At 47.0% G+C, this 20,963-nt stretch carries 21 protein-coding genes and 1 pseudogene; 2 read left to right on the top strand and 20 right to left on the bottom strand.

Annotated features, from left to right (window positions below; translation table 11 throughout):
* The 20 genes from ACWIZX_RS00880 to ACWIZX_RS00785 all read right to left on the bottom strand — a co-directional run.
* Window positions 1-1,179: sugar ABC transporter substrate-binding protein (locus ACWIZX_RS00880; protein ID WP_448334511.1), on the bottom strand; the 1,179-nt coding region annotated here is incomplete at its 3' end.
* Between the two features lie 114 nt (window positions 1,180-1,293).
* Window positions 1,294-2,331, bottom strand: coding sequence for an ABC transporter permease (locus ACWIZX_RS00875; protein WP_448334510.1), 1,038 nt, complete (start codon window positions 2,329-2,331; stop codon window positions 1,294-1,296).
* On the bottom strand, window positions 2,328-3,887 hold the full coding sequence (locus tag ACWIZX_RS00870) for a sugar ABC transporter ATP-binding protein (RefSeq protein WP_448334509.1): 1,560 nt from the start codon (window positions 3,885-3,887) through the stop codon (window positions 2,328-2,330). Before ACWIZX_RS00870 ends, ACWIZX_RS00875 begins: the two co-directional genes overlap by 4 nt.
* 18 nt (window positions 3,888-3,905) lie before the next feature.
* Window positions 3,906-4,451, bottom strand: a complete 546-nt coding sequence (locus ACWIZX_RS00865) for a D-lyxose/D-mannose family sugar isomerase (RefSeq protein WP_448334512.1) — start codon at window positions 4,449-4,451, stop codon at window positions 3,906-3,908.
* A 45-nt stretch (window positions 4,452-4,496) separates the two neighbouring features.
* On the bottom strand, window positions 4,497-5,669 hold the full coding sequence (locus ACWIZX_RS00860) for a Gfo/Idh/MocA family protein (RefSeq protein WP_448334508.1): 1,173 nt from the start codon (window positions 5,667-5,669) through the stop codon (window positions 4,497-4,499).
* Window positions 5,670-5,685: 16 nt separating this feature from the next.
* Window positions 5,686-6,663, bottom strand: a complete 978-nt coding sequence (locus ACWIZX_RS00855) for an alpha-ketoacid dehydrogenase subunit beta (protein WP_448334507.1) — start codon at window positions 6,661-6,663, stop codon at window positions 5,686-5,688.
* Between the two features lie 29 nt (window positions 6,664-6,692).
* Window positions 6,693-7,670, bottom strand: coding sequence for a thiamine pyrophosphate-dependent dehydrogenase E1 component subunit alpha (locus ACWIZX_RS00850; protein WP_448334506.1), 978 nt, complete (start codon window positions 7,668-7,670; stop codon window positions 6,693-6,695).
* 45 nt (window positions 7,671-7,715) lie between these two features.
* Complete coding sequence (locus tag ACWIZX_RS00845) at window positions 7,716-8,765, bottom strand: LacI family DNA-binding transcriptional regulator (RefSeq protein ID WP_448334505.1); 1,050 nt, start codon at window positions 8,763-8,765, stop codon at window positions 7,716-7,718.
* Between the two features lie 195 nt (window positions 8,766-8,960).
* Window positions 8,961-9,728 (bottom strand): SDR family NAD(P)-dependent oxidoreductase, encoded by a 768-nt coding sequence (locus tag ACWIZX_RS00840; RefSeq protein WP_448334504.1) that lies wholly within the window; start codon window positions 9,726-9,728, stop codon window positions 8,961-8,963.
* Window positions 9,729-10,027: 299 nt separating this feature from the next.
* Window positions 10,028-10,972: a transketolase family protein gene (locus ACWIZX_RS00835; RefSeq protein ID WP_448334503.1), complete on the bottom strand. Its 945-nt coding sequence runs from the start codon at window positions 10,970-10,972 to the stop codon at window positions 10,028-10,030.
* Window positions 10,969-11,784 carry a transketolase gene (locus ACWIZX_RS00830; protein WP_448334502.1) on the bottom strand — a complete coding sequence of 272 codons (816 nt, stop codon included), beginning with the start codon at window positions 11,782-11,784 and terminating at the stop codon, window positions 10,969-10,971. Before ACWIZX_RS00830 ends, ACWIZX_RS00835 begins: the two co-directional genes overlap by 4 nt.
* Before the next feature lie 4 nt (window positions 11,785-11,788).
* Window positions 11,789-13,054 (bottom strand): PTS ascorbate transporter subunit IIC, encoded by a 1,266-nt coding sequence (locus ACWIZX_RS00825; protein ID WP_448334501.1) that lies wholly within the window; start codon window positions 13,052-13,054, stop codon window positions 11,789-11,791.
* 102 nt (window positions 13,055-13,156) lie between these two features.
* Entirely contained in the window at window positions 13,157-13,456 is a 300-nt protein-coding gene (locus ACWIZX_RS00820) for a PTS sugar transporter subunit IIB (protein ID WP_448334500.1), read from the bottom strand.
* Window positions 13,457-13,479: 23 nt separating this feature from the next.
* Window positions 13,480-13,953 (bottom strand): PTS sugar transporter subunit IIA, encoded by a 474-nt coding sequence (locus tag ACWIZX_RS00815; RefSeq protein ID WP_448334499.1) that lies wholly within the window; start codon window positions 13,951-13,953, stop codon window positions 13,480-13,482.
* The gene (locus ACWIZX_RS00810) at window positions 13,919-14,719 is read right to left on the bottom strand and encodes a GntR family transcriptional regulator (protein ID WP_448334498.1); all 801 of its coding nucleotides are present in this window, start codon (window positions 14,717-14,719) and stop codon (window positions 13,919-13,921) included. The genes ACWIZX_RS00815 and ACWIZX_RS00810 overlap by 35 nt, the downstream gene beginning before the upstream one ends.
* A 522-nt stretch (window positions 14,720-15,241) precedes the next feature.
* Window positions 15,242-16,579 carry a protoporphyrinogen/coproporphyrinogen oxidase gene (locus ACWIZX_RS00805; protein WP_448334497.1) on the bottom strand — a complete coding sequence of 446 codons (1,338 nt, stop codon included), beginning with the start codon at window positions 16,577-16,579 and terminating at the stop codon, window positions 15,242-15,244.
* Window positions 16,580-16,624: 45 nt separating this feature from the next.
* The gene (locus ACWIZX_RS00800; RefSeq protein ID WP_448334496.1) at window positions 16,625-17,074 is read right to left on the bottom strand and encodes a nitroreductase/quinone reductase family protein; all 450 of its coding nucleotides are present in this window, start codon (window positions 17,072-17,074) and stop codon (window positions 16,625-16,627) included.
* Window positions 17,075-17,403: 329 nt separating this feature from the next.
* The gene (locus ACWIZX_RS00795) at window positions 17,404-18,219 is read right to left on the bottom strand and encodes a CPBP family intramembrane glutamic endopeptidase (RefSeq protein ID WP_448334495.1); all 816 of its coding nucleotides are present in this window, start codon (window positions 18,217-18,219) and stop codon (window positions 17,404-17,406) included.
* Between the two features lie 97 nt (window positions 18,220-18,316).
* Complete coding sequence (locus ACWIZX_RS00790; RefSeq protein ID WP_448334494.1) at window positions 18,317-19,078, bottom strand: 4Fe-4S binding protein; 762 nt, start codon at window positions 19,076-19,078, stop codon at window positions 18,317-18,319.
* Window positions 19,079-19,082: 4 nt separating this feature from the next.
* Window positions 19,083-19,688 (bottom strand): PadR family transcriptional regulator, encoded by a 606-nt coding sequence (locus ACWIZX_RS00785; protein WP_448334493.1) that lies wholly within the window; start codon window positions 19,686-19,688, stop codon window positions 19,083-19,085.
* Between the two features lie 168 nt (window positions 19,689-19,856).
* Between ACWIZX_RS00785 and ACWIZX_RS00780 the strand changes: the two genes are divergently transcribed.
* A complete protein-coding gene (locus ACWIZX_RS00780) occupies window positions 19,857-20,858 on the top strand; it encodes a LacI family DNA-binding transcriptional regulator (RefSeq protein WP_448334492.1) in 1,002 nt (333 codons plus the stop codon).
* A pseudogene (locus ACWIZX_RS00775) lies at window positions 20,855-20,963 on the top strand (ribokinase); the annotation flags it as partial. The gene ACWIZX_RS00780 and the pseudogene ACWIZX_RS00775, both read left to right, overlap by 4 nt.

Raw genomic sequence — 20,963 nt, 5'->3', positions numbered from 1 at the left:
ATTTTGCTGCTGAGCATCGTTATCGGCTACCGATTCAATCAGCTTGATCCCCTTCTCCTTCGCAGCCGCACGCACCCCTTCCATCTCCGCTTGACGCCCTAAAAACAAAGCATCCAGTGAAACACCAATGGTAAATTGCTTCATTGACTCAGCTTCAGATGGTTTGATATCCGAACCCGCAGCACCCCATATCTTTGCCCGGTTATCGTAGGCGTTTTTATATGTATAGAGAGTGCCGGGGAAGCGTTGATCGGTCACGGTCAGCTTTCCGCCGGTCAGCACAGTGTATGCTGCCTCTAAAGCTCCTCGCCCAAGATCAGCCAGTGGCAGCGCCACCACCGCATCTGTCCATCCTTCCACCGTAGCCCGGTAGCCCGGCTCAGCACCATCAATTGTGCATACAATGATATGACCTGCTTCGCCAGCTTTTTTCAACTTGCCCGCTTCCTGAATCGCCGTCTTGATGCTGTCTTGCATAAAGTCCGATGGCACCTGAATCGCCCACAAATCCGGATACGCCGTCAATGCATTCGTTACCGCATTCAGCGCCTTGTCCGCATTCCAATCCGTCGGCTCCTGGATGATTGTCAGGTTCTTCTCTCCCTTCAACGCATCCTCAAATCCATCCCGCCGCTGAATTGCATTGTCATCGTTCAGCGCCCCCAATAGATGCAGAATTGTGTGCGGCTGCCCATCATTCTGACTCTTCACATACTCCCCGCATGCCTTACCATCCGAATACGAATCCAACCCACTATGGTAGGATACCCATTCGTGAGTTACCTTGCGGTCAAAGGTAATTACCGGTATCCCGGCTGCCTTCGCCGCATCAATCGCCGTCAGAATGGCTGTGTTATCCACCGCCACGACCAGAATCGCATCTACCTTCTGGTTGATGAACGACTCAATCTGAGCATTTTGCTGCTGAGCATCGTTATCGGCTACCGATTCAATCAGCTTGATCCCCTTCTCCTTCGCAGCCGCACGCACCCCTTCCATCTCCGCTTGACGCCCTAAAAACAAAGCGTCCAGCGAAACACCAATGGTAAAACTTGTTTTTCCGGTCTCTGGTTCAGTAGTCTGTGTTGGTTGTGGGGTCATTTGAGGGGCACAGGAACTTAAGAGTAACACTGTGACCAGAATCACGGAAAAGAAAAGAGAAAACTTTTGTTTGAACATCCTCATCCTCCTTGGGTATAGATTTTGGGAAAATTTGACCATCGAGATTCAGTAGATGAAATAACCATCATGTTTTTCCGGCAATATAAACCTCCTTTCTTTTACCTAAACAAATTAATGGGGCAAGGAACTTGCGGCGCGAGTGGATCGTCTAATCTTGAAACCCAGCCAATTTGAGAACAGTTCCAGAGACGCAGCCCGATCGATCAGGACTGCGCTGACCAGTACTCCACCACGCACAATGTCATAAACAAAGGCGGAAACTCTGATCATGTTCAAACCATTGTCAATCATGACAAGAAATATTGCACCCAACAGGCTGCCCAGCATTGAAGCCCTGCCGCCTGATAGCAACGTCCCACCCAATACAACAGCCGTGATGACTGTAAATTCTATGCCAATGCCCATATCGGTTTGCACTGCCCCAACCCGTCCGAGAAGAATCATTCCGCCCAGGCCAGCGCATAAACCGGCAATAGCATAGGCCAAAATCAAAACAGTACGAACTGGCAAACCGCTTTCTTTAGCAGAACGGATGGACGCTCCGATTGCCAGCGCATATCTTCCAAATCGAGTGTATTTTAGGACCAGGATACCAATTACCGTTACCAGAATGGCTACAATGAAGGGAACCGGAATTTCTGCAATTTTTCCAATCCCTAAAAACCGGGCGCTCTCAGGTGGAATGATAATTTTTGCTTCGGTGATATGAATTGCAATACCACGGAACACACTTAAAGTTGCCAGTGTAGTTATCAATGGATTGATTCGAACATAATTGATGATAAGCCCATTGACCAGTCCCATCATCCCACCAAGCAATATGGCTATCAGGTAAATCAACACCGGAAAACTGTCCAAATGCAATCCAAGGGAAAGTTGAGTAGCAATCACAAGGGTTAGAAAAAGAATTCCACCCACCGATATGTCTATGCCAGCGGTCATAATGACAAAGGTCATGCCAATTGCCATCACTCCCGTAGCAGCTGCCTGAACGATGATATTTTGCAGGTTGCGAAGTTGCAAAAATGCAGGATTCAGCTGGCTAAAAACAAAACCCAACAATAGAATCCCACCCAACACAGCTAACCAACGTGCAGTGAAAACAAATTGAAAGAACGAAGAACTCGTATGATTTTCAGGTCTTTTCATCGAACGCGTACCTCTTCTTCACTTCCAGAAGCCATATATTTTATGAGAGTCAGAGGGTCAAATTCCTGGCGTGAAAATTCCGCCACAATTTCGCCTTTCCTGAGAACAAGAATTCTGTGGGAAAGAGCAATCAATTCCGGCAATTCAGAGGAAACTAATAAAACAGCCATTCCCTTTCTTGCTAACTCGCCTATCAGGTCATGAATGTATTGTTTTGCCCCAATATCTACGCCACGTGTGGGTTCATCCAAAATACAAATATCTGGTTCAATTGAGAGCCACCTGCCAAGCAATGCTTTCTGTTGATTTCCCCCGCTAAGAAATCGAATGGGTCGTTCTAAACTGGCATAAACCACATTCATTGATTGTGCAATTTGTTGAGCGCTTTCCTGCTCACCCTTGAAACCAATACCAGGCAGTTTGCGTCTTACCAACCGGGATAGAGCACTAATGGTTAAGTTCTCTCTTAAGCTGCGAATAACAAAAAGTCCATTTCGACGACGATCTTCCGGGACAAAGGCGACTCCACGTTCACGCATCGTTGAAGGCGTTCGATCTTCAATCAAATTTCCTTTAATCCAGACTTTCCCATACCCGGCGCGCAAACCGAAAACCGTCTCTACAAGTTCCGTCCTACCTGCTCCCATCAAACCACACAAACCGAGTACCTCGCCTCGGTGCAGCTCAAACGAAATTCCTTTCACCTTATTGCCCGCAGAAATACCTTCTACTTTTAGAACGATCTCTTCAGACGGCTGTCCAACTTGAATATGATTGGTTGTTATCGAACGCCCAACCATTAATTCTTCCAACAGCCTTCGAGGCATTTTTGAAACCTCTCCCCCACCCACATAGTGGCCATCTCTCAGTACTACTACCTTGTTAGCAACCTGATAGACCTCCTCAATAAAATGAGAAATGAAAACGATTCCCAACCCCCGCTCCCGAAGACGCATAATGACATCAAACAAGCGTTCTCTTTCCGGTTTGGTTAGGGATGTGGTCGGCTCGTCCAAAATCAATATTTTGGTTGCCTGACGCAACGCTTTGGCAATTTCAACCAGCTGTTGTTCACCGGTGCTTAGCTTTTCCACAGGCCTATCCATATCAAGATTTGCACCGATCATGTCCAGATACTTTTTGGCGGTTTGGTAAACTTCAGACCAATTGACGAACAAACCACGACCTGGCAGATCTACAATGCACACATTTTCCGCCACACTCAAACTGGGAAAAAGGCTGAATTCCTGATGAACTGCTGCAATTCCCAAGTCAGCCGCATGGAAGTGAGCTATATTTTGTCCCTCCAATTTGATGGTCCCTTTATCTGGGTTCAACAGCCCAATTAAAAGATTCTTTAAGGTAGTTTTCCCGGCGCCGTTTTCTCCAACAATGGCAATTACATCACCGGGATAAATTTCAATGTCAACACCATTGACGGCAACCGTACCTGAAAAGGCTTTTACCAAACCATGGGCTTCCAGCAGTGGGACTGCTTTTCCCGAAAAGTCATTTACTTGAATATGATTGCCCGAGTCTGCAGATTTATTTTCCAATTTTCCTGCTCCTCACCATTACTCTGCCACTTTCGGAATCCGATCAATACGTGGATCAGTGAATATATCCGTTTCATCCCGGCTGGTAGTTGAAAACTCAGATACAATTGCCCCTTCCGGACCGGCTTGAAACCAGTGGGGAGTGTTTGGTTTGAGAGTGTACTGATCACCAGGACGAAGAATAATCTCGTGAAAAACTGTATAATACTTTTCATCCCCCTCAGGCGGAAAAGCTTTTGGATTTTGGGTTGGTTCTCCAGGCACATAAAGATACATCTCTCCCCAGCGACAACGGAAGGTTTCTTCTTTACCGGGCTCACCATAAACTGGAGGGTGCATATGTTCCGGGCAGGTTTGTCCGGGAAACATAATTAACTCCTTTGCACATACCCTTTCGGTGTTCACATAGGTAACCAACTGCAAAGCAGTGTGTTCTAAATCTCCCAAACCAAAATCGGCTACTTCAATGCGATTTTTCTCTTCCTCCGATAGGACTATTCCTGCTTTTTCAAGCATTCTTAATACTTTTTGGCGGGTTTCTTCATACTGTTCTTTTGTAATCATCATTACCTCCATCACAAAATTAGTATTTCGGGAAAATGATTGACTTTACTCAGAATCCATGATTTTGACCCAACTGCGGGCAACCAGTGACCGATCTACGCTCACCAAAATTTGCTGGCATTTATAACCATCAAAAAATGATGGAGAAGCAGGTTTGTGTTCAGCGATTGCCTGGAGAAAATCATAAATTTCATGAACAAAAGTTTCTCCAAATCCGATGATATGACCTGCCGGAAACCAGTTCCCCACATAGGGATGTTCACTCTCACCCACTTGAATAAGCCGATACCCTTGAAGATGGCGGGGATCTTTCCGTGAATAAAACTCAAGATTATTCATGTTCTCAAATCCACGCCAAATAATGCCCCCCAAACTGCCGTAAATTTCGATTTGGAGAAGATTTCGATGACCGGTGCCAAAACGGGTTACCTCAAACAAGCCCATAGCGCCATTTTCAAATCGTCCAAGAAAAGATGTGGCATCATCAACATCCACTATTCCCTTCTCTTTGCCCGCAACAGCAACCAGCCCATCTTCCAGCACTGCTACGGGGCGCTCACGGATGAAAGTACTCTGTAAGCCGATGACCTCATCAATTTCACCGACCAGGAACCTGGCAAGATCCACAACATGTGCTCCAAGGTCCCACGATGCCCCTGCTCCGGCATCTTTTTTTCTCAATCTCCAGGCAATTGGAAAATTCGGATCAACTAACCAGTCTTGAGAGTAAATACCCCGAAAGTGATAAATCTCGCCAAGCTCACCTGATTCAATGATTTGTTTTGCCAAACCAATTGCCGGTACTTTCCGATAGTTAAATCCAACAGCATGGACTATTCCGGCTTCCTCAACGGCATTCAACATTTGCCGGGCATCCTCTAAATTCATGGCTAATGGTTTCTCACAGAATATGTGTTTCCCCGCTTGGGCAGCTGCCAGAGCTATATCTTTATGGATTTTGCTTGGCGCAGAAATATCAACCACATCTATGTCTGACCGGTTGACAACCTCGCGCCAATCTTGTGACCATTCCTCCCAACCCCAACGTTCTGCCGTTTGGGCTACATCATCTCCAACCGCACACAGAACTTTCTTGACCGGTTTGCATTTCAAGTTAAAGAAAATGCCAACATCTGTGTATGCGTGAGTATGGGCTTTCCCCATAAATTTATGACCGATCAGCGCAACATTCAAATATTCTTTTTTCAACTCACTCATTTTCTGTTCCCCTTTCTTATTCCATCGTTTCTTCGACTGCTCTGACAATATCTTCTACTTGAGGAAGAACATAATTCTCCAAAACAGGACTGAATGGGATGGGAACATTTTTTGCACCTACTCTCTTCACAGGTCCGTTTAAGTAATTAATGGCCTTATCAGCAATAATGGCGGCAATTTCGGCTCCATATCCACCCTTAACCCAGGTTTCATGAACGATAACTGCTCTGCCGGTTTTCTTTACCGATTTGAGAATCGTCTCTTCATCGAGCGGATCAATTGTGCGAGGATCAATCAGTTCAATTTCTATTCCTTTTCGAGCCAAAATTTCAGCAGCTTCTTTTGCTTTATACAATTGAAGGGCAGTGGCAATCACCGTACAATCATTCCCTTCTCTGACAATGTTGGCTTTTCCAAGGGGAATAATGAAGTCGGGGTCATCAGGTACGTCATCTACCAAAGAATACAAATATCGGTGCTCGAAAATGATGACCGGATTGCCATCTCTCAACGCTGCCCGCAATAATCCCATTGCGTCCGCGGGAGTCGCGGGTTCGACTACTTTGATTCCCGGAATATGGACAAACCAGGAAACCAGACTTTGAGAGTGCTGCTCCGCACCGCTTACATAGCCACCTTCAGTGGTGCGAATAACCAGATTTACTTGCGCCTGCCCCCCTGACATATAACGGATTTTGGCAGCCTGGTTGTAAATCTGGTCCATGCACATCCCCAAAAAATCTCCAAAGGGAATTTCAGCAATCGCTTTACAACCGGTCATGGATGCACCCAAGGCACATCCAATAATTAAGGCTTCTGAGATGGGAGCATCCCGAACGCGGTCATCGCCAAATTGTTGCCATAAATCGCCAGTAACTCCTTGTTCTCCCCCATAAGGACCAACATCTTCCCCAATCAGAAACAAAGTTGGATCTTTCTCCATTTCCTGGCGAATAGTCTCTCGTACTGCTTCCATAAATTTCATCTTGGGCATGGAAAACCTCCATTTCGCATTTTGGAAAATTAGATAAAAACATCTTCGAGAGCCGTCGCGGGATCGGGCAAGGGGCTATTCTCCGCAAAACGAACTGCTTCTTCGATTACTTGATTTACTTTTTGATCAATCAGGTTAAAGTCGTTCTCGTCCGCCAGGTTTGCAGACAACAACGTCTTTCGGAATCCCGCAATTGGATCCTTCGATAACCACATTTGGTATTCTTCTTTATTGAAATAGGTCGGATTTTCGCCTTCAAAGTGACCTCTATGTCGCCATGTCTTGCATTCAATAAAAGTCGGACCTTCCCCCTTCCGGGCTCTTTTTACGGCTTCTTCAGCTACTTCTCTCACTGCAATTACATCATTTCCATTGACTGAAACAGCGGGGATATGAAATGCAGCCGCCCGTGAGGCAATATCTTCGGAAGGAGAAATTCGCCCCAGTCTTGTGCCAACACCATAGAGATTGTTCTCACAAACAAAAATCACCGGTAATTTCCATGCGCTAGCCATGTTGCAGGCTTCTGCAAATGGCCCCTCATTGGTTGCCCCGTCCCCAAAAAAGGCAACCGCTACCTGGTCAGTATGACGAATTTTTGCAGCGCCATAAGCTGCTCCCGTGGCAATAGGAGGTCCCCCCGCTACGATCCCATTTGCTCCCAGCATTCCAATAGACATGTCCGTGATATGCATTGAACCGCCCTTCCCTCGACAATAACCGGTAATTTTGCCGAACAACTCCGCCATCATCTTTCTAACATCTCCACCTTTTGCAATGACATGACCATGGCCACGATGCGTGCTGGTAATAAAATCATCTATACGAAGAACATCACAAACACCCACAGCAATAGCTTCCTGCCCTATGTAAAGATGGACAAACCCCGGCAATTTACCCTTAGCAAACAACTCAGCGACTTTTTCTTCAAAGCGGCGAATCAACTGCATTTTTTCATAAAGATTCAGAAGATGAATTTTTGACAGTTTGTCTATCTGTTCAGACATGGTAATGCCTCCTTATAAAAAGAATTATTTTGTCCTGGACTTCAGCTAATTAAATTGTTTGGGGGCAATGCAGCTCTTACGAATGATAAGCTCCGGTTTGAGCAAAGACTTTTGAGGGGTTACAGGGCTGTCATCTTTTTCCTGTTGTAGCCGACGATGAACCAACTCCATGCTTAAATAACCCAATTGATACGTAGGTTGTGAAACCACCGTAATTGGAGGATTGACAAGAGATGCCCATGGTACATCATCGAATAAAACCAGCGAAATATCTTCTGGAATTCTCAGGCCAGCAGCATTGATTTCTGTAAAAACGGCTTCACCCAGCACATTGTTGGTTGCAAAAATTGCGGTGGGGGGATTTGGAAGTGCCAACAACCGCTTAGCAGCAGCCTTGCCACTTTCACCTTTAAAACTTACTTGTTCAATATAGTCGTTAATAAGGGGAAGATTGGCTTCTTGCATTGCTCTTTGATATCCCTCAAGACGGCCTTTACCCGTTGTAGTCGTTGTTGGACCATTGACAATTGCAATTTGCTTGTGCCCCAGTTCAATTAAATACTTTATTGCCTCATATGCACCTTTTACATTATCAACCAACACCACATCGGTTTCTGGTAAATCAGGAAGTTCCCGATCAACCAGCACCATTTTGACACCCAAATCGTAAGCCTCACACCAAATTTTGACATTTTCACCAGTAGGAACGGCAATAATTCCAGCTGCCCGTTGATGCATGAGCACCACTAAATATTCTTTTTCGAGATGGGCATCCTCATCTGTGGCACACAAGACTACATGATAGCCAAGTTTTCTTGCACAATCTAAAACCCCATCGGCAAGATAGGAATAGAAAGGATTGATAATATCCGTGATCATCAAGCCAATTGTGTCACTTCTGCGTTTTTTGAGATTGCGCGCCAATTCATTCGGTTTATATCCCAAAACTTTTACTGCCTTTTGAACTTTCGAGCGCGTTTCTTTACTAACATAACCTGTATTATTCAACACACGGGAAGCGGTTGCGAGAGAAACGCCAGCGAGTTCAGCAACATCCTTAATGGTTACCGAGTGGTTCATTTTTGATTTTGGCATAAGGGGATCCGTAGGTTGAATTTATTATGTAAACGTTACCATAAAAAGGAATTTAATCAGCCCAGCACGGGCCAAAAATTTGAGGACAAATTCTATATGATAACGTTTACATATTCATTATACAAGTTTCTCACAGGCTTGTCAATAATTTTTTAAGTATTCTCGAATGAACTTGGTTTTTAGTCACTACATCGGTCAGGCGTTCATGAATTCACCACCTGATACAACCAGATACTCTCCCGTGATATGGCTTGCGAGATCGCTGGAAAGGAAGAGGGCGGCGTTACCAATATCTCTTGGGTCAGCCAGTTTGCCCAGCACGGTTTTTGAGATAAGTTCCTTTTCGATACCGGGTACATTTTCAAAGACAGACTGTAACATGGGCGTCGGACCGGTCGCACCAGGCAAAATTGCATTGGCGCGAATACCATACCGCCCAAGTTCAAGCGCGAGAATTCGCGTAAAACTGATGACAGCTGCTTTGGAGGCCGAATAAGCCGAGTGTCGCTGGTCGGCCTTGTTTGCTGAACAGGAAGCAATATTTATAATAACTCCCCCAGTTCCAAGCTCCACCATTTTACGGGCCGTCGCTTGTGAACAGAGAAAGACGCCCTCAACATTGACCCTGAATACAGCACGCCAATCTTCAATCGGAAATTCGAGTATATAATGATTGCGCATGATGCCCGCATTATTGACAAGTACATCAATACGACCAAATTCACTTACAACCTTCTCTACCACCTTTTGCACATTTTCGGGATCACCAACATCCAGACCAAGGGCCATCGAACGCCTGCCACTTGCTTTGCTGGCAAGTTCTGCAACCTCTGTAGCTCCCTGTTCGTTGATATCCAACACCACCACATGCGCACCATGTTCACTAAATACCTCAACGATGCCCCTGCCAATACCCTGGGCGCCACCGGTTATTAAAACAACTTTTTTGTCAGCCAGTTTCATCGTTACTCCTTAAGCGCGTGAAATATATTGCCGTACTACAGCTGCGTTGTTTGAATAATTAAAATTAATGAAAACGTTATCATAAAATATAAAAAACAAAACAAAGAAGCAAATTCCACCATTTTTAATCGAGAGTCCGCATGTAAACGTTATCATAAAATAAAAATAAAATCAAGGAGATGTTGTTGTATTAGGCCCACTCTATGGTTCTTTTTTATTAATTTGCTTGGGTAGTTCAAAAGCCATTCCCAATCTGCTATTGAATTTACACCAAAAAAAATTGGTCGGAAAATCCTCTACTAAGTTTCACAAATAAATTGTTTGATCTTTTTGTAAATAGAATCAGCATCCAGGCCAACCATGTGGCGCAAAGTATCGGTGTCGGCAGAGCGACCAAAACAGTCTGGACTACCAATCCGCAACAATCGCCTACCGTTTTGAGCGGCAATTTCTGCCACAGCGCTTCCCAATCCTCCAAATATGGTGTGGTTTTCTATTGTGATGGTTAATTTTGCTCTGCCCATTAGAGCAATTATTAAATCTTCATCGATCGGTTTGATGGAGCGAATATTGATTACACAACAAGAATGCCCCTCGGTTGTCAATCTTTTTGCCACATTGAGTACATCATATACCATAGAACCGTCAGCGATGAGAACATAATCCCCTCCCGATTGGAAGAGAACTTCGGCTTTACCAATAACAAATTCAACCGGAGGCTCATGAAGGATTGGTATGGGATGCCTTCCAACTCGAATGAAAGTAACCCTGGGTGAGGTGATCCCTTGTTTTATAGCTGCAGCAGTTTCAAGATTATCTGAAGGGGTTAGTACTTCAATTTCAGGAATCACCCGGGCAAGGGCCATATCCTCCATCATTTGGTGTGTACCGCCGTCCGGCCCAATATCAAAACCGGGGTGTGTACCGATTATGGTAAGGGGTAAACCGGCATACGCTGCTTGACGAATCTGCGTCCATCCCAGCCCAATAGAAAACATGGTGAAGGTAACAAAAACTGGATGCCAGCCACTATACACTAGACCGCTGGCAAAACCAATTGCGTTTTGTTCTGCAACACCAAACTGAAGATATCGCTCGGGAAATTGCGTTTCAAAAGCAGTCAGGCGCGTCGACCTTCCGAGGTCGGCATCCAAGACGACCAGTCTGGTATCTTGTTTGGCAACTTCAACCAGCGTTTCTCCAATAACGTCTCTTGGAGCAATTTTTAGAGGATCCATCATCATTTCTGCCCAAGCTCTAACAATGCTTTTTCATAAAGATCGGTTGGTAAATCCCTTGAATGCCATAATGGATTATTCTCCATGAAAGATATACCTTTCCCCTTTATGGTACGACATAACAAAACCGTCGGAGATCCGGAAAATGATGCTTCTTGTAAACCTTCGAGGATTTGCTCATAGCGATGTCCATCAATTGAGATTGTTGTCCAACCAAAGGCCTTCCATTTCTCAGCCAGTGGTTCAACATTCATGATCCTTTCGGTTTTGCCATGCTGTGACAAACCGTTCAAATCCACCAGAGTAATCAGATTTGTAAGGTGAAAATGTGAAGAAGCCATAACCGCTTCCCAGGTTTGCCCTTCATGCAAATCACCATCTCCCAAAATGACATATACCTTCTTCTCAGAGTTCAGCATTTTTTCACCAAGCGCAATCCCCGCTCCAATTGATAAGCCCTGCCCCAGGTGACCCGTTGTGACTTGGACTGCGGGTAGCTTGCGCCGATCTGGATGGCCTTGCAAGCGGCTATCTGCTTTTCGGTAGGTAAACAACTCTTCTTCGGTCAGGTAACCCAATTCACATAGCACTGCATAGTAGGCAGGTGCAGCATGTCCCTTACCCAAAACAAGCCAGTCTTTTTCAACAGCGTGGGGACTGAAACGTCCCCACGCTATCATGACCGTCGCCAGTAAATCTATTACCGATAATGAACCTCCCGGGTGCCCCGAACCGGCTTCATGAATCATCCGTAAAATTCGAGAACGTAAAACCGGACTTCGTTGTTTTAAATTTTCGACGGTGGTTTCTATGGTCATAAATTTAACGGAACAGAGAGAGAATGAAGTAAAGTGGCAATCCAACCGCAGTGAAATCTGTTTCCGGGAAAGAGGTACCCGAAAGTCCAACCTGCTCCATGATGGGGTATATAAGGGCAGGTCCAACAGCAATTAAGATGCCGACGATAAACGCCCCAGCAACCGCTCCTTTCCAACCACCGGTTGCGTTACCAAAAACACCCGCTGTTGCGCCAATAAAGAAATAGGGAATAGCAACCGGGATAATAACCGTAACGCCTAACGCCAAAAACACCGCCATAGAAAGCAATCCGGCAGCATAAGCAGAGAGAAAACCAATGATGACCGCTGTTGGAGCGTAGGGAAATACAGCCGGGCAGTCGAGAGCAGGAATGGCATTTGGAATGATTTTGCTGGATATTCCAAGGAAGGCTGGAACGATTTCGCCAAGGAACATGCGCACGCCAGTAATAATGACATAAACCGCGCCGCTGAAAGTTAGAGCCTGAATCAAGGGGAAAACCAGCCAGTAAGTTCCACCCGCAACCTGCTCTACGGCTGCTCTTCCTGCTGCAAGCGCAGCAACATAATAAATGACAATCATTGTGATTGAAATTGAAGCAACGTAATCACGGAAGATACTCAGCCAGCCGGGCAATTTCAACTTTTCCGTGCTATCTTCAGGCTTACCAACCTTGCTTCCAATCCATGAGGAGAGAGCATAACCAATGGTAACATAATGACCAATTCCAATCTCGTCACTACCGGTAATTGCCCGCATTCCATGCCGTCCTAACCATGGGTAAAAGCCGGCAAAGAAACCTAGAATCACTGAGCCAACAATAACCGAAGCAACTGGACTGAGACCGGATGCACTGGTTACCACAGCTAATAGGGCCGCAAAAAACAAATTGTGTTGTCCGGTGAGGAATATGTACTTAAATGGGGTAAACCGGGCAACAATCAGGTTAACAACAAACCCGAAAACCATAATCAGCGAGGTAACTGTACCAAGTTTGGTCATTGCCATGGCTGTTAGTGCTTCTGCCAAAGGCATGACGCCTTGAAGATTGAAACCTTCTGAAAAAAGGGATTGAAAATTATTCAAGGCTGAAACGCCGGCACCGGCGCCAATATAGAAAATCAAAAATCCAACAATCGTTTTAACTGTTCCGGTGAACACCTCCACAAATGACTTCTTCTGAATTACCAACCCGACCAGAGCCACCAGACCCACCAAGATGGCAGCATTACCAAGCACGTCCCGAATCAGAGCCATTAGAAGTTCCATCGCCTATTCCTCCTCGAAAAAAAGGTTGTTACTAAATGAAAAAAAGATCGGTTTAGCTTTCGCTCGATAAATAACCTCCTTTCTCCGTCCAAGACAAAATGCTTAATTCGTTGCATCCCTCTTGAATTTAGCCAATTGCTCCTGCAATTTTTCCAGGATCTCTTTACGATCAATCATGTTCTTGATACCCACTACTGGACGTCCTATTTTCTCCAGTGTGGGCACCAAATCTAATCCTGACACGAAAAAATCGGCCTGCGAAGATTTTGCACCCGCGACAACATCAGAATCAACAATAATGGGCAATTGGTTATCGCTGACAACGCGATCTACCATTACCTTGAGGATCATACTGCTTCCCATCCCTGTTCCACAAACGACAAGCACACGATATTTTTCCACAATTTTCTCCTTGGGAAAAAGTATTACTCCTCCATTGCAGGAATGGAAGAGCGAATCAGCTCGAACAAATTTTTAGAATCGTTTGAGCTCTGACGAATTTTGTCAAGCATACCTTCAACAGAAAGTAAAATGGCCAGCTCAGACAAGGCATCCACGTGGGAACGATCGTTAGAAGCTGCCAAGCCAATAATCAACCAGACCGGATCGTTTTCACTATGGCCAAAGAACACAGGTTGTTCAAGCGTTATCAGGACTAAACCGCTCTGAAGGATATAATCTCCAGGACTTGCGTGTAAAAGAGCAATTCCTGGAGCAATAACCATATACGGACCGTGTTGTTCAATTAAGTCAAACATCGCTTGGGTAAATTGGTTGGTACATAACCCGGCACGCTGCATGAATTTACCGGTTACTTCAACAGCCTCTTGCCAATTAGAAACTTTGATTGAACAGAGTATATGATCAGCCCTTAGTGTTTGGAGCAGTCCCTTCTTCATGGTAATCTCCATTGCTGGTGTTTTTGCCTAGCGCAAGGGGGGTGAGAACTTCAAATTCCATTTGACTTTGGTCAGCACGAAGCCTTGAAAACCCATATATGATCGGCGTACCACTGGGATCAAACACTTGAGAATAAACAACCAGAATTGGGGCAGCAAACGGATAATTTAACAAGCCCGCTTCAATTTCACTGCAGGTTGATGCTTCAACGACGAACCTGGCACTGGCTAATTGAGCATTGTATCGCTCACGCAATAACGCATAAAGTGAACCTTCTCGAAGATCACAATTTTCAATACCGCCAAATCGGCCATGAGGAAGAAAAGTAGTCACAATGTGATGAGGATATTCGTTCACGAACCGCAATCGAACAATTTTTATGAGCCTTTGATCAGGTTCTGTTTTTAGTTTTTCTATCAGGACTTTGTCGGGGAAAACCAGGGTTTGTTCAAGAACTTGAGTACTCACTTGATAACCTCTGGAAGTCATGTCCCCATAAAAGCCGGTAATTTGATTTACAAAGCGTTCACGAGGTTTTTCGGCAAATTTAGGCCTGGCAACAAAAGTTCCTTTGCCCTGAATGGTTACCAACAAACCTTCCTGAACCAGGCCTTCAATAGCTTTTCGAATGGTAATTCGACTCACCTGAAACATTTGACATAGTTCCAATTCGGGAGGAATCTGATCTCCCTCAGACAGATTAAGAACTTTTTGGCGGAGTATTTCCTGAACTTGAAAGTATTTTGGAACGGGTGGGGTTGTCATAGATAATAATATCAAGACATTATGTTGTAATGACATTATAATGCATATTTTACTAAAGTCAACTGGTATTTTCTGAAAAGTGTTAAAATAACAAACATTCTTGATTTAAGGACAAGCGTTTAATACAATTCACTCATCCTTGTCAATGAAAAAAACAATATGAAACAGCCACCCTAATATAAAAACGGACATTGGGTCATAACTTTTAAACGTAGACAACCAGCGTCAGACCGTGAGTGAATTGGAGATGCTCGCATAAAAGAAGCGTGAATTCAAAACAAGAAATCCTTGTTGGGAGAATTTTGAGGGTATCCGTCTGCCCGCTTCGGCACTTGTTCATCCCATTTGAGCTGAAAAACAACCCGATACTGCTGTTTTTCCAACACCCTTTAAACAAATCTCACCAAAGAGACAGACAACATCCTGCCAGTGCCTTGTGAGCCTTCTATCTTTTGAAACAGAAAGTAAGATTTTCCTATTGCAAGAGCAACTCAGCTGATTATCTTTATCTTTACGAACTTCTTATAATGATGCCAGAAGACGGTCGGCACACTCCCAACCCGTAAATAAAGCTGCTCCCGTACCAGGACCCGCTAGATAATCTCCACAAAAGAAGACAGGGTTTTCCTGAGGATCAGCAAAAAATTGACGCACTGCCTCTAAATAGCCTACTCGAAAGGTTGGTACCTTTTCCGACCACCGAAATTGACGTGAGGCTACCCGCCGGTTTGTCAATTCTGGGTATACTTTTGTCACCTCCTGCCATGCGCGCTCAAGTTGAACTTCATCTGGTTCAGCAGGGTTATAGCTACCCGCCCGAGGCTCCGTAAGTACCAACCAACGAGAACCTTTGCGCTGCTGAAAATAAATAAAAGCGATACCAATATTCTTGTTGGGTCTGGGGATCATCACACCATCGGCTGGTGCAACCTTTGGGTCAAAGGACTCGTGTTGAAAAATATGGAACTGGGTGGCAATGCTGGTATAAGCCACATTGGGAAAAAAGTTCCTCCATGCCTCGCGGGGTTGCTTGAAAAGGGAGAGAACTCGATTTCCTGGAACAGCAATCACAACACGGTCTGCCTGAAGCGTTTCAACATCACCGTTGCGATCAACTGTAAGACGCACATTTTCAGAACTAACTTCTATGGATCTCACAATTGAGCTGGTACGGACATCAAGCAACTTTCCAAAAGCAGCGGTTAGTGCACCAATACCATTTGCAAAGAAGTAGGTTTTGGCATTTAGGTACCCTCCCATTAAAGACAGGAAGGCTTTTTTAGATAAGTCGTTTTCTTGATAAGAGCAGTTGGTCTCAAATGTCGGATATGCCCAATAATCAAACATCTCTTGTGATATGGAGCGGCGGAAAAACTCACCATAGGAAAGATCATCCGGTTGGGCACTGCGTTCCATGTGGTAAACGTTGACTTTTCGGAATCTTAGGATGTGAGGGGCTAAGCGCAGCATAGCCAAACGCCCGCTTAGCGAAACTCCACTCCAACGCAAGTATGATCCTATCGAAAGAAAATTCACCGGGTGAATACGCCCATCCCGATAAACTGACAACATCAGCCCTTGATCACGAATACGCAACTGGTCAGATAAACCCAGATCAGTGGCCATCTTGAGCAAGTAGCGATCAACACCTGTAAAGTACTGAGCCCCTGGATTGATAGTAAAACCTTCCCACTCGAGTGAGGTCATACGACCACCCACATAGTCACGCGCCTCAAAGACGGTAACTTTTGCGCCTTCTTGTTGCAGGCGATATGCCGCGGTTAAGCCCGCCACACCTGCTCCAACGACAACGATATGAGGTTTTCTCATCGTGTTCTCCTGTTTAAGACATGTTTTCACTATTTGTTAGGTTACTTAGAATGTGATTACAATACTCTGTTTCTTTCACCGCCGCTCTAGAATGAAAATGGCTCTCCGCCCGCTCTTTTGAAAGTGCGACTCATATGCCGGCCAGATTTGAATCAAACGCGGCCAGTAAAGGTCAATCTCAGCCTCCGTAGCCTCGCGAGCTTGATATTCTGCAATTTCCGATCCAATCTGCAGCCTGGCGATGGGGTGCGCGCGAAGATTGATGACCCACGGGTTTGTTCGCTCAAAACCCGGGTTTACATTACAAAGGATGATGCGATTTCCATCACGAAGGTAGTAAACGGGCGTCGTGCGATCCTTCCCCGTGAGGCGCCCTGTAGTCGTCAAGAGCAACACTTCCCTGCCTGCACCAGAAGATGCAAACAACCTGCCACCCGATAAACGATAAAGCAAACGGTGAAGCGGTGCAATGACGTGCTTAATCATCCAAACCCCAAGACGCGTAGCCCCAAAACGATCCATCATTGGAAAAACTCCTGTAAATAAACCGCAACAAATATGATTATATCTCATCACCAGTACTTGCCCCTTGGTTTAATAATAAACGCGGGGTCGGGATAAGCACAAAACGCGGTGACCAGTAAAATAGACCCCCTCCCACCTCCCCCAAATTTGCTGCGCCGATTTTGGGGAGGTGCGGAAGGGGGCAAATTCTGAAATCCAATGCAAAAAGCGTTTATCCCGAACTGACCTTGATAAACATCTGTCACGGTTTGGCTCGGCTGAATAGCTCCAACCGGCGGCAGCGGGCACAAAGACGCATTATATGAAAAGAGGCATGACCCAAGATATACTTAAATCACGAACTTTCCCTTGCTGGATAAGGTTTGGGGTTTGTAAAGGAAAACCACCGCCGCCGCCCAAACCATCACTGCCGCGCTGACGACTGCCGCAAGCAAACCATTGCCCGCACTGGAAGCGGAGATGTAGTTAAAACATCCATGAAAAACCGCCACAATCAAAATGCTTCCCTGTGCGCTGTTGAGCAGCCAGGTGAATACAATGGCGCCGGCAAACAATCCAATCGCCCATCCAATCGCAATGGCGGGATCAAAAACATAGAAGAACTGCGGCAGATGCCACAAAGCCCAGAAGAAGAAAAGGATCAGGGTTGCCCCCAGCGCGCTGCGGTCTTTCTGAAGGCTGGGTAAGGCGTAGCCGCGCCAGCCAATCTCTTCTCCCACGCCAAATGTCAGCAACCAGAGCAACCATGCGCCCAAACCCAAAGGGGGAAGAAAATTGACCATTCCCAAGTCGGAGATGGAAATTGTATTGGGGGTCAGCCAATTCATGACCAGAGCAACCACAACACCGAGGACGAGCGGTGATAAGGCTGCAAGCCACCCAATCCCGCCAACCCGCCAATGGGTGATCCGTTCCCAAAGTGCTTTGAGACCTTGTTTTCCCTCGGTCAGGCGGGTAACAATCAAGGCAGAAATCATCGGCCCATAACCCACCAGGTAATGAAACCAGAGCGGGAAGACCGGTTGAATCACCCCTTGTTTCGCCAGCGCCAGTGGAATGCCAATTGTCCACGAGATTGCATAGGCAAGAACGAAGTACAAAAGCAGGTTTCTATAACGCTGGGTTGAGGTTCTTTCAGGTATCATGGTATCGTTTCCTTCCAAAATGAGAGGCAACTTCCGCCAGCGAGGGTAATTCCGATCGCACCAACCGCTTCTTCACCCTACCGGCGGATGACCGGAATTACTTACCGGCGCTCCATTCCAGTTGAATCACATTTTTCGAGCAGCTGTCGGCGCAATTGCCGCACAAGATGCACTCACTGTGTTCCATGCTGGGCGCATGAACCAGCGCATTGACATCCAGGCTCATCGGGCAGTTGCGCACGCAGGAATTGCAGTCGGTGCAAGCCGAAGGGTCTGCCTTGAGCCGCAGCGACCACCACGGCATGCGGTTGCGCAGCTTGCGCCCAAGGATCATAAACGGCGCCATCCAGCAGGCAGCATGACAGAAACCACGTTTACCCATCGTCAGTGCCATGACCGCAATGGTGACGGTCACAATCGAATACATCATCAGCCAGCGAATGAGGCTCTCGGCGCCGGCATTTGCGGCAAAGTCATCCCGCACGAGGTGGAAGAAATCCACCTTGCGGTAACCGCCTGCCATAACCACCGAAACAACGATGATTCCAATCCACACAACCCAGATGACCCACTTGATCCAATCAATTTTGCGCGGGTGGACGGTTTTGTTTTGGGCAAGAAAGAGCGCTTCCTGCATGCCGGCGGCCGGGCAGCCCCACGCGCACCACGCCCGCCCAAAAACGAGCGAAGATACAAACAAACCCGCAAACATAATGAAGCTGCCGTTCACCACCCCCTGAGAAGCGCCGTGAATGATGATATAGGGGGAAAGAAAATTGTAGGTCAGCGGGAATAAGATGAACATCATCAGAATGATGCCGCGGCGGATGTTTTGACGGGTGGATTTTTTTCGGAGCATGAGATTACCTTTCTGTAAGTGGTTCTTCAATAGATAAATGATTGGTGTAGTCTTTTCTTTCTAACCGCTCAATCACGCTTTCCATCCAGCGCAGCGTGGAGCGGATGTTTTCGATACCGCTTTCCAGAGTCAGCAGCCAGAAAAAGCGGTCGCGTTGAGTAATCTGGCGGATTTGGGGAATCTCCTGCATGATGCGGTTGTCCAGGTCTGCGGGGATGGATTGATAGACCTTCAAGATTGCCTTCATCATCTCCACGCCGGCGCGAAAATACTGCAGGGCATTTTCATCCTCTTCAAAACCGGAAAAGAACACCCGAATAAGCGGCGCCGAGCGGGCGGGCTGCATGGTCAGCGGTTCGTTCATCCAGCGGTGGAGCTCCTCCCGCCCTTTTGGGGTGATGAAGTACACCTTGCGGTCAGGGCGGGAATCCTGCTCGACAACCTCACAGGTCACCAGCCCGTTCTCTGCCAGACGCGCCAGGGTGCGGTAAATCTGACTTTGATCGGCGCTCCAGAAGTGACGCACGGAGATATCGAATATTTTTTTTAAGTCATAGCCAGAGAGCGGAGAGTAATTGAGGAAGCCGAGAATGGCATGATCGAGGGACATAGGACTATCCTTATATAGGATTGATAATATATAAGACTAATCCTATTATAAGGGATATTTTGACTTTGTCAAGAGGTTTGTGGTACAGCAAAAAAACTGCTTGACTCGCCCGATTCTTTTTGCTATACTGATTACGCAAACGTTTGCGCAATCGTTTGCGGAGGTTGTATGCCCACCATTCGAGAGGTCGCCTCGCGTGCCGGGGTCTCCCCCACCACCGTTTCCCACGTCATCAACAATACCCGCTTCGTTTCCGCCGATGCCCGCCAGCGCGTGCTGGACGCCATGGCCGAACTCAATTACCGCCCCAACGTGCTGGCACGCTCGCTGCGCCGCGGTGAAACCCGCACCCTCGGCCTGATCCTGCCCGACAGCGCCAACCCCTTCTTTGCCGAAATTGCCCGCGCCATTGAAGACTCCGCTTTCCGCAACGGCTACAACGTCATCCTCGGCAACAGCGAAAACGAACTGACCAAAGAGCAGGTTTATGTGGATGTGCTGGTCAACAAGCAGGTGGACGGCCTGATCTTTGTCGCCACCGGCGATCACAGCCCCTCTTTGGAACAGCTGGTGCGCGACGGTCTGCCGGTGGTGGTAGTGGACCGCCGCCTGACCGGCCTGGATGTGGATACCGTGCTCACCGATAACCTGCAGGGCGGCCTGACCGCCACCCGCTACCTGTTAGACCTCGGTCATCGGCGCATTGCCTGCATCACCGGCCCTTCCAACCTCACCCCCAGCGCCGAGCGGGTGATCGGCTACCGGCAGGCACTGCAGGAACGCGCCCTCCCCGTGGACGAATCCCTCATCCGAAAAGGCGATTTTCACCCCCATTCCGGCTATCTAACCGTCAGCCAGCTGCTCCACAGCGCCCCCCGCCCGACGGCTTTCTTCATCTGCAACGATATGATGGCGATCGGCGCATTGCGCGCCCTGGCTGAAGCCGGCCTGCAAGTCTCTCAAGATTGTTCCCTGGTGGGTTACGATGACATCGAACTGGCTTCCTATGTTACCCCGCCTCTGACCACCATCCGTCAGGATAAAAACGCCATGGCCGATGCCGCCGTGCAGCTGCTTCTGGAACGGATTGCCGATCCCGGCTTGCCGGCGCGCACCCGCATCCTGCCCACCCGCTTGGTGGAACGTCAATCCACACGGAGGATCGCATGAATCATACCCTTGTCGTTGTTGGCAGTTTGAACATGGATCTGGTGGTGCGCGCACCGCGCCACCCCCGCCCCGGAGAAACGCTGATCGGCAGCCAGTTCCAGACGT

Source organism: Bellilinea sp., assembly GCF_053501535.1.
This window is presented reverse-complemented; position numbering and strand designations above follow the sequence as displayed.

Bases quoted from the DNA above. Each gene is read 5' to 3' on its own strand.
- ACWIZX_RS00875 (WP_448334510.1), bottom strand. From the start codon at position 2,331: ATGAAAAGACCTGAAAATCATACGAGTTCTTCGTTCTTTCAATTTGTT.
- ACWIZX_RS00865 (WP_448334512.1), bottom strand. From the start codon at position 4,451: ATGATTACAAAAGAACAGTATGAAGAAACCCGCCAAAAAGTATTAAGA.
- ACWIZX_RS00860 (WP_448334508.1), bottom strand. From the start codon at position 5,669: ATGAGTGAGTTGAAAAAAGAATATTTGAATGTTGCGCTGATCGGTCAT.
- ACWIZX_RS00855 (WP_448334507.1), bottom strand. From the start codon at position 6,663: ATGCCCAAGATGAAATTTATGGAAGCAGTACGAGAGACTATTCGCCAG.
- ACWIZX_RS00850 (WP_448334506.1), bottom strand. From the start codon at position 7,670: ATGTCTGAACAGATAGACAAACTGTCAAAAATTCATCTTCTGAATCTT.
- ACWIZX_RS00845 (WP_448334505.1), bottom strand. From the start codon at position 8,765: ATGCCAAAATCAAAAATGAACCACTCGGTAACCATTAAGGATGTTGCT.
- ACWIZX_RS00840 (WP_448334504.1), bottom strand. From the start codon at position 9,728: ATGAAACTGGCTGACAAAAAAGTTGTTTTAATAACCGGTGGCGCCCAG.
- ACWIZX_RS00835 (WP_448334503.1), bottom strand. From the start codon at position 10,972: ATGATGATGGATCCTCTAAAAATTGCTCCAAGAGACGTTATTGGAGAA.
- ACWIZX_RS00830 (WP_448334502.1), bottom strand. From the start codon at position 11,784: ATGACCATAGAAACCACCGTCGAAAATTTAAAACAACGAAGTCCGGTT.
- ACWIZX_RS00825 (WP_448334501.1), bottom strand. From the start codon at position 13,054: ATGGAACTTCTAATGGCTCTGATTCGGGACGTGCTTGGTAATGCTGCC.
- ACWIZX_RS00815 (WP_448334499.1), bottom strand. From the start codon at position 13,953: ATGAAGAAGGGACTGCTCCAAACACTAAGGGCTGATCATATACTCTGT.
- ACWIZX_RS00810 (WP_448334498.1), bottom strand. From the start codon at position 14,719: ATGACAACCCCACCCGTTCCAAAATACTTTCAAGTTCAGGAAATACTC.
- ACWIZX_RS00800 (WP_448334496.1), bottom strand. From the start codon at position 17,074: ATGATGGATCGTTTTGGGGCTACGCGTCTTGGGGTTTGGATGATTAAG.
- ACWIZX_RS00795 (WP_448334495.1), bottom strand. From the start codon at position 18,219: ATGATACCTGAAAGAACCTCAACCCAGCGTTATAGAAACCTGCTTTTG.
- ACWIZX_RS00790 (WP_448334494.1), bottom strand. From the start codon at position 19,078: ATGCTCCGAAAAAAATCCACCCGTCAAAACATCCGCCGCGGCATCATT.
- ACWIZX_RS00785 (WP_448334493.1), bottom strand. From the start codon at position 19,688: ATGTCCCTCGATCATGCCATTCTCGGCTTCCTCAATTACTCTCCGCTC.
- ACWIZX_RS00780 (WP_448334492.1), top strand. From the start codon at position 19,857: ATGCCCACCATTCGAGAGGTCGCCTCGCGTGCCGGGGTCTCCCCCACC.